Source organism: Bacillus salacetis (assembly GCF_003581585.1).
Taxonomy (GTDB): Bacteria; Bacillota; Bacilli; order Bacillales; family Bacillaceae_B; genus Rossellomorea; species Rossellomorea salacetis.
In genome coordinates this window covers 12,982-26,661 of record NZ_QXIR01000039.1, presented here as the reverse complement: position 1 = coordinate 26,661, position 13,680 = coordinate 12,982, and the positions used below count along the sequence as shown (strand labels likewise).

The window sequence follows — 13,680 nt, the reverse complement described above, 5'->3', positions numbered from 1 at the left end:
AAAGCGGATAACCGCCTTCCAGCTTGCAGGCTGAAAGCACCACTTTAGAAATCATGTTATACTAATAGAGTTGGATACTCTCAAATTGATTATTTTTTGAGAGGTGAAGTATGAATAAAGCTACACAAGTATTTTGGTATGCACTGGCCATTTCATTGGCCGTCGTTATTTGGGGAGCTGTGGCCCCCGAGAATCTAAACAACTTTTCTTCTGAGTTGACCGGCAGGATCTTAAGTGATTTCGGCTGGTTCTATTTACTGATTGTCATCGCCATTCTTCTTTTCTGTGTTTTCCTCATGTTTTCTAAATTCGGTAAGTTAAAACTGGGAAAGAAGGATGACGAGCCCGAGTTCAGCAGATCCTCTTGGTTTGCAATGCTCTTTAGTGCCGGCATGGGGATCGGCCTTGTCTTCTGGACAACCGCCGAACCTATATCGCACGCCTTTATCAGCAGTCCCATGAGTGAAGAAGGCACAAATGCTGCAATCAAAGAAGCATTGAAATATTCCTTCTTCCATTGGGGAATCCATGCTTGGGCTGTTTATGCCATCGTCGGCCTGATCCTGGCTTATTTCAAGTTTAATAAGGGAGCTCCAGGCCTGATCAGTGCCACACTTACCCCTCTGTTCGGGGAAAAAATGATGAGAGGGCCGCTCGGTAAAATCGTCGATGTGCTCGCTGTATTCGCGACTGTCATCGGTGTCGCAGCGACACTGGGATTCGGGTCTGCCCAGATTACAGGAGGCCTTGCCTACTTATTTGGAACCCCTAATTCGTTCACTGTCCAGATATTGGTACTGGCCATTGCTACCGTGCTGTTCATCTGGTCCGCCTGGTCTGGAATCGGAAAAGGCATCAAATATTTAAGCAACATCAATATGGGATTAGCCATTTTATTATTGCTCCTCCTATTTGTTGTCGGGCCGACCATGTACATCCTCAATATGTTCACAGATACCCTGGGAAGGTACATCTCCGATTTCTTCGATATGAGTTTCAGGCTCGCACCTTTGGATGAAGAAAATCGCGGCTGGATCAACGGCTGGACCATCTTCTACTGGGCATGGTGGATATCCTGGGCGCCATTTGTCGGCATCTTCATTGCACGTATATCAAAAGGACGGACAGTGAGGGAATTCCTATTCGGGGTATTACTCCTTCCATCCTTGGTATGTTTCATATTCTTCGCTGTGTTCGGTGTCTCTGCCTTGAACCTGGAGCAGCTTGGAACAGCCGCAATTTCTGAACTTTCCTTGGAAACCTCCACATTCGGAGTACTGGCAGAATATCCACTCGGCTTTTTCATGTCGGTCCTCACCATTTTGGTGATTGCGATATTCTTTATCACTTCCGCAGACTCCGCTACATTTGTGCTGGGAATGCTGAGTACCAACGGACAGCTGAACCCTGGAAACTCAGTGAAAATCGGCTGGGGCTTGATTCAATCAGCCATTGCTGCTGTCGTTGTTTACTTCGGCGGTACACAAGGATTGCAGAATATGCTGATCATCGCAGCCCTTCCGTTTGCCATTGTCATGATTTTAATGGGCGTATCATTTTTTAAAGAAATACAACAGGAAGCCCGTTCACAACGCAAAATAAAATAAGAAAACTGAATTGATCCATAGAGTATCCAATCAAAAGCACTGTTCCAACAAATGGGACAGTGCTTTTCTGTGAAAATAGGAAAATAGTGTATAATGGAAATATCAGAATAATTTTGAAAAAGAAAAAAGTGAAAGGGGAATCCTACATGAACACGGATGCCGTTCAAAAAATCGGACAAATCGGAGTGCCTGCACAGGATATCGGCCGTGCAGTGGAATTCTACAAAGAGAAACTCGGACTGACCCTTCTGTTCAACACCGACAGCATGGCGTTCTTGGAATGCAATGGGCTTCGGCTGATGCTGGCACTACCTGAAAAAGAGGAATTTGCCCAGGCAAGCTCCGTCATCTATTTTGATGTTAAAAGTATTAAAGATTCCTATCAAAAACTGAAGGAAAACGGAGTGGCCTTCCTGGATGAGCCCCATGTGGTCGCCAAGATGGGACAGACTGAAACGTGGATGACTTTCTTTAAAGATACAGAGGGCAATACCCATGCCTTAATGAGCGAGGTTTTCTCCTAAGAGTCAACGCCGGGATCCCATGACAGACCCCGGCGTTATTTTTATTTCCTTCTTTGTCTGTATAAGTCCATTGACTTATAGCCCTCAGCCAGCACTGTTTCCATCTGCTGAAGCCGCTTTTCCTGTGTGTCTCTCCGTTTTGCGCTGTAAACGTAGCGGGCCCAATCCTTCTGATACCCGGGGGTCAGCCCCTTATAGATAGCCAGTACTTCCTGGTTGCTTGTTAAATAGTCCTGAAGATCTTTAATATAGCCGATATAGTCATCCACGCTCTGGCTTTTGGGGGAGGAGGCTTTCTTCTTTTGTGGCTGCGCTTTCATTCCGACTACAGTAAAAACCTCATTTAAACTGACCATCCTTGAAAATTTCAGGTTGCTGCCGTGAACAAATCCATCTTCATCGTAATGGTTCTGATTATAAATACTGTCCCGCTCTATATACTCATTATAAACAGGATTATTTTTCTTCGGGTACGCGAAATATAAATACCCGTTATCTTTTATGAGCTTTCCTGCTGCTGCTTCCTGTAAATACTTTTGAAATTCTTCAAGACTGAAAATGAAGACAAACAACAAGTCATAGCTGTCTTTCTGAATCACATCGTCATAAGAAAGGGCTTTGAAATGCTCAATATCCCCTGGAAGATTAATCACAGCCTTGTCTGTGAATTTGGTCAAATTCAGTTTCTCGATGATGCTTTTCTGTGAGTTTCCGTTCATATGAGTGCCCCTTTCAATATACATTCAATGTTCAGCATTCACCGTTCTCAACTGCTTTCAGGAAATTGAAGAGTCACCGTCGTGCCGCTTCCCGGATCACTGCTGAACTCAATGGTGCCATTATATTTCCCGACTATATTGTAGCAAATCATCAGGCCAAGCCCTGTTCCTTTGCTCTTAAGTGAATAGAAAGGGGTACCCAGCAAACTGATTTCCTCTTTCGACATCCCTCTTCCGTTATCCTTTACCTCGATCTCCACCATCCCTTTCCGTTTGACTGCCTTCACCAACACATTTGCACCATGCGGAGAGGCTTCAATGGCATTCTTGATCAGGTTGATCAGCAGCTGCTTCAGTTCAATGGGATTGGCGGAAACATAACAATCTTCTTTAACCTGCAATTCAATATGATTGTCATGCAGAAGGCCGTAGGTTTTCAACAGCTCCGTGACATCATCAAGGACAGACTTCACAACAATCCGGCTCGATCTGGTTTCCTTGTCAGGTTTGGCAATCGAGAGAAACTGGGAAATTACATGTTCAGCCATGTCCAGCTCATCGATCATAAGGGAAAAGTTTCTCTTATATTCCTTCTTGAAGTCATCATTTCCTTCATAATATTGCAGGAAACCTTTTACAACTGTCAGCGGATTCCGTATTTCATGAGCGACCGCAGCAGCCAATTGGCCGGTCGTCTTCAGGCGCTCAGCATTCTGGACTTGTTCGTAATAAACCCTCTGTTTCTGTATCCGCATATTGGTGACATGAAAAATAAAATAAAGGATGGCCTGGCTTCCGGCAAAGTTAAGGATATTTCCAACTAAATCCGTTTCAATATGATAATAGCGTGCTCCCTGGTCCACCGTGTATATGTAACAGAAAGATAAGGTGATCAGAAATCCATTCAGCACAAGTGAGAAATAAAACAGCTTGGTATCAAACAACAGAATGGAAATAGCAGGAATAAAGCATAGAAATATAAAGGTCGACCAGGTATCAGGGTATAGAAAAAACAGGGTATAAAAATATGCTGTAGTTACGATGATCAAGACCACCCTGAACGGCCTTGTTTCATATCTCGGGTATAATAGAATTGAAAGTGCAAGAAGCACTAGAAGCACTGAATGCAAGGTATAACCCATTTTTATATTGCCTATCCGCGGGTTTGAAATAAGCAGCCCGAATGTCATCAAAAGAATGATTCCAAAGGATATAGCATAATATAATTTCCTGTTGAGAGTCGTATGAAATTCCTTCAGCTCTCTCACCGCCTAATAGAAGAGATATTGTAACTATCTTACAAATCAACCACAGAGTCAAACACTTTTCAGGAATATTTTTACAATCACTGCTGCTTTTTATGAAAATAGTATTTTTAACAACTCAAAAAAGACACACCCATATGGAACGGGCATGTCTTTATCCGATGTCTATCCAATTTTATCTGCCTTCAAGCCTGTTGATACGGTCATCCAGGTCAGGGTGTGTGGAGAAGAGGGCAGATTTCCTTCTGCCATTGATTTTCAATGTTGCCACGGCAGTATCCCTTTCTTCTACTACACGGCTTGAGTAGGCTTTAAGCATTCGCAGGGCATGGACCATCTTGTCCTTGCCGGCAAGATCTGCACCGCCTCTGTCAGCGTGGAACTCCCTGTAACGGGAGAAGGCAAACACAACCAGGCTTCCTAGTATCGAGAAGACAATCTGGAATACAAAAACAGCAATGAAATGGACGATTGGTGCCATATCCTCTTTTACAAATCGGGAGGCAATCCAAGCCGCAATTCTCGCAAGGAACACGACAAATGTATTGACAACCCCTTGCAGCAGCGTCATTGTAACCATATCCCCGTTAGCGATATGGGCTACCTCATGGGCGATGACTCCTTCAACTGCGGCGTCATCCATTTCCCGGAGCAGTCCTGTCGAAACGGCAACCAATGAACGCTTCTTGGAAGGACCGGTTGCAAAGGCGTTGACTTCAGGAGAATCATAGATACCCACTTCAGGCATATGCATTAATCCAGCTGCTTTTGATAAGCGGTGAACCTTTTCCACTACCTCTTGTTCCATGGCAGACATAGGCTTGTTCGGATCCAGTACACGGACATTCATCATTTTCTTGGCAATCCAGCGCGACATAGCAAGTGATATGAAAGATCCCGAGAAACCAATGATGGCACTGAATATCAAGAGAGCGCCAAAGTTGATGCCGCCTTGCTCATTTATATAATTACCCGCTCCTGTCACAGAGAAGATAATGCTGATCGTTAATAATACGAGAATATTTGTCAACAGAAAGTACAGAATTCGTTTACCCATTCATTCTCCCTCGCTTTTTTCAAGTTCATATGAACTTGTATATGAACTTATTATATGTTTTTTCCGTTTAAAAATCAATCTTTAATTAGAGGTCAGCCGATATATTTCAGCCTTTGAAAATTTGTGAAGGATTGACGAGTACAAGGGGAACCAGTACGATAAAGAAACATTGGAGAAAATTTGGAAGGATCAGGGGTGAAGAACGTGGAGACCTTCAAACTATCCAGAAAGAATATGGCTGATTTATTATCTTCCTTGAACGCTGCAACAGAAACCACACCATTGAAGGTGCTTCAGGGTGCCTGGACAGTGGCGCATGAAGATGAAATGAAAAATGGAAAAAACATCAAAGCATTTATTTCTACAGAGATGCCTTCGATTTTCGAAAGATTTTTCAAATCAGGGTGCGAGGAAATTGGGTTTTCCATCAATGAAATCGTCTCTTTGGGGAACCAGATCGAGTTCACAAATCTTTCCCCGAGTGCTGTACAGAATTGGGTCAAACGGGATATTAAAGAACTGATCGGCACACCGCAAATTGGCAGAAAGTATACCGTAGATCAAGCTGCCATCCTATTTATAGTCGAGGACCTGAAAGCCGCTCTGGACTTTGAATCCATCCGGAAAGTACTCACTTTGGTATTTAATAATCCGGAAGACCGCACAGATGACATCATCAATCCTGTGGATTTATATTCTGCTTATGCTTCTGTCTTCGATAAGGTACACCACCTGACAAGTACAGCTTCAAACAAAGGGGCAGATGATTCATCGATAAATGGACATGCCGACATGCTTATCAAAGAAGAATGCAGGAAAGTGCTGCCTTCCTTCCACGGGCTCTCAAAGGAGGATCAGGAAATTGTCCTGAATATCCTGATAGCTTCAGCCTTTACTGTACAATCCGTTTATTATCAGGCCATTGCCAGGAAATATGCGGGGGCGGCATTATTTTTTAAAGGCATATAAGATAAAGGCTCTGGATCCGGTAAATCGCACTTGACGGATTTTCCCTCTGTATTCCAAGGGGCACTCTCGAAATAGAAAGAGCAGACACCACTGATCCAACGACAGGATCAGTGGTGTCTGCTCTTCTTTCAGTTTCTATTCTTAATGAATATCCTTCTTCTTAAACCGTCCTCCGCGAACTTCATTAATGTCTGCGACAGCGAGGAAAGCCGTTGGATCCAAGTCCTCGACAATTGATTTCAACTTGGCCTCTTCCAGCCGGGTAACGATGCAGAAGATGACTCTTTTATCATCACCTGAATATCCACCCTCACCCCTTAAATACGTTACGCCGCGTCCCAGCCGGGCAAGTATGGCATCTCCAATTTCCTGGTCTCTGTCACTGATGATCCACGCTGATTTGGATTCATCAAAACCATCAATCACAATATCGATCGTCTTAAAGGCAATTACATAGGCAAGGACTGAATACATTGCACGATCCCAGCCAAGGACAAAACCACCCCATGTAAATATAAATACATTGAATACCATGATGAATTCGCCAACAGAAAACGGAAATTTCTTATTTAACAGGATCGCCAGGATTTCACTTCCATCCAAAGCTCCTCCATAACGGATGACCAGCCCCACACCTGCACCAAGAATGATACCGCCAAACACGGTAGCAAGCAGCATATCCTGCGTGAAGGCAGCGACTGTATGAAGATAGTAAGTGGTAATTGAAAGCACCGTTATTCCAAAGACTGTCGAAATGGCAAAGGTCTTTCCAATCTGCTTATAGCCTAAGAAGAAAAAGGGGATGTTCAATAGGAATATGAATACCCCGATCTTTATGTCCGTGAGATTATATAAAATGATGGAGATACCGACAATCCCGCCATCCATGATTAAATTGGGCACTAAAAATACTTCGATTCCCAACGCCATCAGCATGGCGCCAATCAGAATAAAAAAGGTCCGTTTAATCACTGCTTTGGTGCTTAATTTCGGATGCTGCAGTTCTCTTTGAACCTGCTGCTTCATAGTTTCATCAGCCAACTACTTCTCCCCCCTGTTATTCATGTATATTCAGCATTCTTTTAAGTTCTTTCTTGCTCTTTCTCGAAACGAGAATGTAAAGGACATCTCCTTTTTTAATTACAGTTTCGCCATAGGGTGTCACCAATTCTGTACCACGGATGACAGCATTGATCAAAACGTCTTTTGGAAATTCTACCTCTGCAAGGCTTTTCCCTAAAATAGGTATATCCGCTTTTGCCTCCACCTCAATGATCTCCGCGTTGGCTTTTCCAATCGAAACCAACTCCAGGGAATGTACAGGTTCCGACTTTACCGGGCCTGCCAATCCCAGTTTTTTGGCGAAGATGGAAATAGTGGATCCTTGAATCAACGCTGAAGTCAATACTACGAAAAAGACCACATTGAATATCATCGGCGAGTTCTCGAGCCCCGCAATAAGTGGGAAAGTAGCCAGGACGATCGGGACCGCGCCTCTCAAGCCAGCCCACGACAGGAAGATCTTTTCGTTTAAGTGGAAGTCCATTTTGATTGTCGAAAGGAAAACAGCAATTGGTCTTGCCACAATGATCAAAATGGCTGACAGCAGGACGCCCTTCCAGATGACCTCCCATGTAAACAACTGAGTTGGGAATACCAGGAGCCCGAGGATGACAAACATTAGAATCTGCATCATCCAAGCAAAGCCTTCGTTGAACCTGAAAATCGAATGCCTGTAGGTCAATTCGCTGTTGCCGATCAGCATGGCGGCTACATACACTGACAGTAAGCCGCTCGCATTGACCAGATCCGTGATGCTGTAAGCCAATAAAGCAAAAGCCATTGTAAAAACAGGATACAGTCCACTTGAATCCAAGTTGATCTTATTGATGCAAAGAGAGCCTAACTTACCGAAAGCGATTCCCAGCAGAAGCCCGAGGCCCATCTGCCAAAAGAATGAACCGACCAACAAGGCATATACCGGGTCTTCGACGGTCAATAGTTCAATGAAGGAGATCGTCAGAAATACCGCCATCGGATCATTTGTACCGGACTCGACCTCAAGGACTGACCCCAGCTTGCCATTTTGTCCCTTAAGCACTGCAAACACAGCAGCAGCATCTGTAGAACCTACAATAGATCCGAAAAGGAAAGCTTCAAGCCAGGAGAAATCCAAGATCAACTTCGCTGCTGCAGCTACAACTGCTGTGGTGATCAACACACCGGCAGTCGCAAGCGATAATGCCGGCTTGGCAACAGATCTGACAGTGGAAATCTTGGTTTGCAGTCCCCCTTCAAAAAGTATGACGACTAACGCCAGGACGCCGATCAGCTGAGTGACTTTTGCATTATCAAAATAGATTAAACCTAATCCATCACTGCCGGTTATCATCCCGACCAAAATGAACAGAACAAGTGCCGGCACACCGAGCCTGGTAGAAAATTTAGTTGTGATGACTCCAATAATAAGCAGCAAAGCTGCAAGTAATATAAAATAATCCGAACTTATCAATAAATCATCCACCCTTTCGAACTCTGGTTTCTGCTTATGGGTTACAAGTTTACATCTACCTTAATCGGGCCTTCGGAATGCTTATCAATTCCTATGTAGTTCAATGTTTCAGAGGGTGTGGAATGGTTGAAGATTTTCTGGAGGATCGACAAAGCGATTCCTTTTTGGTACGCATGGTAACCAAAGGTTTTTCTGAGGGTGTGGGTACCTACTTTTTCTTTGACCCCGGCTTCCTGTGCTGCTTTGTTGATAATCCGGTAAGCCTGCTGCCGTGTAATCGGCTGATTATTTTTCTTGGACTTAAACAAATAGTCGCCATCCTGCAGCGTACAGTTATTCAAGTAATCAGCAAGAGCGCGTCTTACCATCCTATTTAAATAGAAGCGGTTTTCCGTATTAGATGGACTGTAAAACTCTTTGAGGCTGCCCTCTTCTTGGATATCTCCCACTCTGACCTGAAGAAGGTCGCTGATACGCATCCCTGTGTTTATGCCCAAGACAAAAAACAGGTAATCTCTTGTTGAATGTTGATACAACAACTTTTTTATTTCATGAATGTCTGCAATATCTTTAATTGGCTCAACAAACTCCATATTGTTCCTCCATAATGTTATGTTACTTAATATTCATTATACGTACCTTTAGTAACATTAACAAATCTTATGTTTAGATAGAGTTCCTTAGAACAAAGCCTAATCGTTCGAATAAGCTTGGATGATTTTCTTTCGCTAAAGTATATATATCTATTCGCTTTGGAAAAGGCTCTTTTCGTAAACTTTGTTGCTGTTCAATATAATTTCCAACTAATATTCTGGTAAATCGTCGTAAAAACCCCGGTGAGCAGGAATGAAAAGAGCTGCTCGTTCTTTTTGAGAGTAACCCTTTGACTACAGGGGGAAAATACGGCACCAGGGAGTTTTCCGAAAGCAACAATATATGCGAAAACTGCCTTGGAAAATAATGTTTCACGTGAAACAAAAAAACGGACCCATATCACTGAGTCCGTTTTTTAAAAGCTATTGATTAACTGCCTTCTTGTGAAGATGATTTTTTCTCTGGAGCAAACCATCCAAACAGGGCAATTGCTATCAGTACACCATAGAAAGTCAGTGTCCAGCCTGTGCTGTGAGGAAAATGATGGTCAAGTACACCAATGTCCTCGTGCGCCAAGGTAATGACAGCAAGTTTGACACCTACCCAGGCAACAATTGCATAAGCTGTTGTTTCCAAAGCCGGCCGTTTCGCGAGCAGCTGTACAAACCATGTGGCTGCATACTTGATCAAGATGAGTCCGGCAATACCTCCGAGTACAACCACGATGAATTTACCGGCGTCCATGCCGCCGAAGTCACCAAGACCTGAAGCAGGCAGGCCGAGTGCCAAGGCAACAGCCGCAAGAATGGAATCGATGGCGAAAGCGAGATCTGCCAAACCAATCTTACCTACTGTCGGCCAGAACCCTTTCCCCTTTGATTCCTCTTCAATTTCTTCTTCAATGTTCTCATTTTCTTTTCCGAACTTTGCAGTTATCAGATGCTTTCCTCCCAAATAAATCAGGTAGGCTGCACCGATTGCCTGCACCTGCCAAACATTCGCGATGAATGAAATAGCAAAAAGAGCTCCAAAACGGAAAAAGAATGCCATAAGAATTCCATAGTTGATCGCTTTTTTCTTCTGGTCATCCGGTAAATGTTTTGCTATAACAGCAAGTACAAGTGCGTTGTCTGCAGAAAGCAAGCCTTCAAGACCAATCAAAATTAATAATGCCCATGCATATTCCAGCCAGATCGACTCCAAAATACCTCTCCTTCCTTGAATTGCAAAGTATTTGCAGTAAAGGTCTGGCTAACAATTTGCATTGCCAATAAAGCCGGAGGAATTCCTCGTGATGACGACTTTTATTGTACAGCTACTCCCCTTTACCTTTATATAATGCAGACAAATTGTGAAATTGTCAAAAAAGAACATGAATATTCGTAAAACACCTGAAGATGCAGGTTCACTCGGCTTATCTTCTCCTTCGGGTACTGTAACTATTCCTTTTCATGCCCGTTGTTAAACTATGTATAAGGGGTTTTCAGGATGAATAGCCCCTTCTGGAAAATAACATAAAAGGATGGTTTTTCGAGTTCTTATTTACTTTAGACAAAATCAGTAAATAGCTGGAAAGGTATTTCTTATTCTTCGTCTACCGGTCTGGAAATATGATCCTTATAGGTATCTATGTACACCATCCCATTGGCAGCAAGGACAGCATACACTACCTCCTTTTCCTCAAGATTCCGCCTCTCTAATTCTCTCCTGAGCCAGATTCGGGCTCCTTCATTTTCGCTCAAGTTCTTTTCGATGACCTCCCCGTCCATGATCATCTCGATCGGCAGCCTTTGCTCCTCTTGAGAAGGTGCCCCTATATCCTGTTTTGTCACGCTTCTGAACTGAGGTTTCTTTAATACAGTTAGTGTACCGTTCGTTTCCACAATGGCAAATAAGACCTCCTGGATGTCAAATACATCTTTTTCCCTTAACTGCTGATTCAAATAATCCAATGCATAACGCATTTTCTTCATATTATGTTCCAGAATCCTGCCATTCTGGATGACGACTGCAGGGTCACCGGCAAGGAACTTTCTTGCTTTGCGGCTTTTTAACGAAACCAATTCAATAAGGAAGAATACAAGGACAAAAATAATGAGTGAAAGAATAAAATTCTGTGCCTTAATAGATGTATTAAAGGATAAATTGGCTGCGATTGCCCCCAATGTAATCGCAGCGGTGAAATCAAATACTGTCATTTGTGAAATGGTCTGCTTTCCTACTATTCTTGCGCCGGTCAGCAAAAGCCCCAAGGCTGTCACCGATCTTAGCAGTACCTCAAAATTTTCTTCCATAGCACAATCCTCCTTCCCATTACTCCTATCATTTCCATAATGATTCCTTTATTGCATAAAAGAACACAACAAAAAAAGCTTCAAGCCGATATGCAGGCTTGAAGCTTTCCCCCTTACGCCTCGACAGCTTTGGCTGCCTGGTTCTTTTTCCTCGGCCGCTCCTTCTCTGTCATGGTCAGACCGGTGATCCCATAGAAAAGGGAAACCAGTGGAGTCAGAAGAGCCAGGAAACAGAACGGCAAGTATGCTCCGGTTGCTACACCCAATGCTCCTGAGGTGTAGATGCCGCTTCCTGTCCAAGGAAGCAATGAGGAGCTCTGTGTTCCTGTATCTTCAAGAACCCTTGATAGGTTCTCTGGCTTAAGGTTCAATCGTTCAAAAATCGGCCTCATCAAGGTTCCGCCCATTACAGTTGAGAAATAAACGGAACCACCGATAGCCAGTGTAGTATAGCTGACGATGATGGTCACAAAGACAAGCATGCCTGTATGCTGAATCTTATGGGCAAAGGAAGCGATCAATGCCTCCAGCACTCCTGACTCTGCCAGCATTCCACCCAGTCCAAGAGCAAAGAGGAACAGTGCTACCAAGGCAAGCATACTTGATAAGCCTCCGCGCTGCAGCAGGCTGTCGACAATCTCAATGCCGGATTCAATTTGATAACCGTTATAAAAAATTGAAATGATACTGTTAAAGCTGACTCCTTGATAAAGAACCGCAACGGCACCGCCTGTTGCCGCCCCTATGAAAATAGAAGGGATTGCCGGCTTTTTAAGCATCAGTAAAGAAACAAGAACAATGATGGGAACCATCGGGACGATTCCCAGGCTGAACGTATCATCCAAATAAGTGGTTAATTGGACGACACTTTCTGCATTCACACCCTCGGCATTGTATCCCAAGCCGACAAAGGTGAAAATCACAGCAGTGATGACATAGGCAGGAATCGTTGTCCAAAGCATATGCTTGATGTGCTTAAATAAATCTCCTCCTGTAACTGTCGGCGCCAAATTGGTCGTATCCGACAGCGGTGACATTTTGTCTCCAAAATAAGCCCCGCTGATTATCGCACCCGCTGTAAGCCCCATGGGGATACCAAGAGTCGTACCTACCCCCATCATGGCAATTCCGGCGGTCCCGATCGTTCCCCACGAAGTTCCTGTCGCAACCGATACAAGTGAACAAAACAGCAATGTAGTTACTAGAAAGAATTGCGGTGAAATCGCATTAACTCCATAGTAAATCAGAGTGGGCACAGTTCCAGATGCAATCCATGCACCGATTAAAACACCGACGGTCAACAGAATCAGGACTGGCTGAAGCGCCCTGCTCATCGATGACATCATCGACTTTTCTACTTGTTTATAGGTAAATCCCAGTCCCATCATAAATGGGATCAGCACAAGCATACTGATAAACATCAGAATTTGAATCGGTGCATCAAACGCAAGGATTCCAACCGAAATAACCGCCACGGCTGCAAGCAGCATGGACAATGCGTACATGAATGAAGGTTTTCTGATAATATCCGTTTCCAACAAACCACTCCTTAATTTTAAGTTTAAACTTGATCTCAAATACCTTTCTGCAGATCATTTTGTAAATTGGATTATAAAAATAGGGGGTTTTCAACAAAATGGTATTGGCAAACCTGGTAAGCAGGGGAACCGCTTAAAGGATAAAACAGGGGTTTACGCCTCTAAAAAAGAAAAGGTATATCAAAATAATACTCCATATCTAATTTTCTGTAAATTCTGATTAGTATCCATATTATATGAAATGACGCCATTAGACCAATTTGCTTTGCACTATACTCGAGGATCCTTAAATATACTTCATCATTGGCCAGATCCGTTCAGCCTGACGGAACGCTGAATAGGCAATGAAATACCGGGGAAAGTAACTATGAATAGCAACATTGTAAGAAAAGAGCCTTAGATAAGGACCACAGGAAAAAGGAGCTTTGATATGGAGAAGGATAAGCAGCCAGATTGTAAGGAACAAGATTATCTGAACCACTTCCTGATTGAACAAATCAATAGGATCACAGTGGAGGACCAGGGGGAGCAGATGGAGGAAGAGCTTGAAAATACAGACCTTCCCTAATCGATAAGAATGAAGGGGGCCGTTCATCCAGCC

Annotated in this window: 13 protein-coding genes; 4 read left to right on the top strand and 9 right to left on the bottom strand. The window is 43.5% G+C overall.

All coding sequences use genetic code 11. The features are described from left to right. The first annotated feature begins 110 nt into the window (after window positions 1-110). Window positions 111-1,607: a glycine betaine uptake BCCT transporter gene (locus D3H55_RS20690; protein WP_119549203.1), complete on the top strand. Its 1,497-nt coding sequence runs from the start codon at window positions 111-113 to the stop codon at window positions 1,605-1,607. Window positions 1,608-1,753: 146 nt separating this feature from the next. Then, complete coding sequence (locus D3H55_RS20685; RefSeq protein WP_119549226.1) at window positions 1,754-2,131, top strand: VOC family protein; 378 nt, start codon at window positions 1,754-1,756, stop codon at window positions 2,129-2,131. A gap of 41 nt (window positions 2,132-2,172) precedes the next feature. Here the strand turns inward: D3H55_RS20685 and D3H55_RS20680 are convergent, their stop codons facing one another. The 3 genes from D3H55_RS20680 to htpX form a co-directional block, all read right to left on the bottom strand. Continuing rightward, window positions 2,173-2,850 carry a YdeI/OmpD-associated family protein gene (locus D3H55_RS20680; RefSeq protein ID WP_119549202.1) on the bottom strand — a complete coding sequence of 226 codons (678 nt, stop codon included), beginning with the start codon at window positions 2,848-2,850 and terminating at the stop codon, window positions 2,173-2,175. Between the two features lie 47 nt (window positions 2,851-2,897). Continuing rightward, on the bottom strand, window positions 2,898-3,992 hold the full coding sequence (locus D3H55_RS20675) for an ATP-binding protein (protein ID WP_240628726.1): 1,095 nt from the start codon (window positions 3,990-3,992) through the stop codon (window positions 2,898-2,900). Window positions 3,993-4,290: 298 nt separating this feature from the next. Continuing rightward, window positions 4,291-5,172, bottom strand: a complete 882-nt coding sequence (htpX, locus tag D3H55_RS20670) for a protease HtpX (protein ID WP_119549201.1) — start codon at window positions 5,170-5,172, stop codon at window positions 4,291-4,293. Between the two features lie 195 nt (window positions 5,173-5,367). Between htpX and D3H55_RS20665 the strand changes: the two genes are divergently transcribed. Then, window positions 5,368-6,141 (top strand): DUF1836 domain-containing protein, encoded by a 774-nt coding sequence (locus D3H55_RS20665; RefSeq protein WP_240628724.1) that lies wholly within the window; start codon window positions 5,368-5,370, stop codon window positions 6,139-6,141. Window positions 6,142-6,282: 141 nt separating this feature from the next. Here D3H55_RS20665 and D3H55_RS20660 read toward each other — a convergent pair whose 3' ends face one another. The 6 genes from D3H55_RS20660 to nhaC form a co-directional block, all read right to left on the bottom strand. Further along, window positions 6,283-7,167 (bottom strand): YitT family protein, encoded by an 885-nt coding sequence (locus tag D3H55_RS20660; RefSeq protein WP_119549223.1) that lies wholly within the window; start codon window positions 7,165-7,167, stop codon window positions 6,283-6,285. 31 nt (window positions 7,168-7,198) lie between these two features. Continuing rightward, a complete protein-coding gene (locus tag D3H55_RS20655) occupies window positions 7,199-8,665 on the bottom strand; it encodes a potassium/proton antiporter (protein ID WP_119549200.1) in 1,467 nt (488 codons plus the stop codon). Between the two features lie 29 nt (window positions 8,666-8,694). After that, a complete protein-coding gene (locus D3H55_RS20650; RefSeq protein ID WP_119549199.1) occupies window positions 8,695-9,246 on the bottom strand; it encodes a site-specific integrase in 552 nt (183 codons plus the stop codon). Window positions 9,247-9,676: 430 nt separating this feature from the next. Then, complete coding sequence (locus D3H55_RS20645; RefSeq protein ID WP_119549198.1) at window positions 9,677-10,450, bottom strand: TerC family protein; 774 nt, start codon at window positions 10,448-10,450, stop codon at window positions 9,677-9,679. A 380-nt stretch (window positions 10,451-10,830) separates the two neighbouring features. Then, the gene (locus tag D3H55_RS20640) at window positions 10,831-11,541 is read right to left on the bottom strand and encodes a DUF421 domain-containing protein (RefSeq protein ID WP_119549197.1); all 711 of its coding nucleotides are present in this window, start codon (window positions 11,539-11,541) and stop codon (window positions 10,831-10,833) included. 113 nt (window positions 11,542-11,654) lie between these two features. Continuing rightward, window positions 11,655-13,079 carry a Na+/H+ antiporter NhaC gene (gene nhaC, locus D3H55_RS20635; RefSeq protein WP_240628722.1) on the bottom strand — a complete coding sequence of 475 codons (1,425 nt, stop codon included), beginning with the start codon at window positions 13,077-13,079 and terminating at the stop codon, window positions 11,655-11,657. A 430-nt stretch (window positions 13,080-13,509) separates the two neighbouring features. Here nhaC and D3H55_RS24565 point away from each other — a divergent pair, with 430 nt between their 5' ends. Beyond that, window positions 13,510-13,647 carry a hypothetical protein gene (locus tag D3H55_RS24565; protein WP_168413194.1) on the top strand — a complete coding sequence of 46 codons (138 nt, stop codon included), beginning with the start codon at window positions 13,510-13,512 and terminating at the stop codon, window positions 13,645-13,647. The last annotated feature ends 33 nt before the right edge of the window (window positions 13,648-13,680 follow it).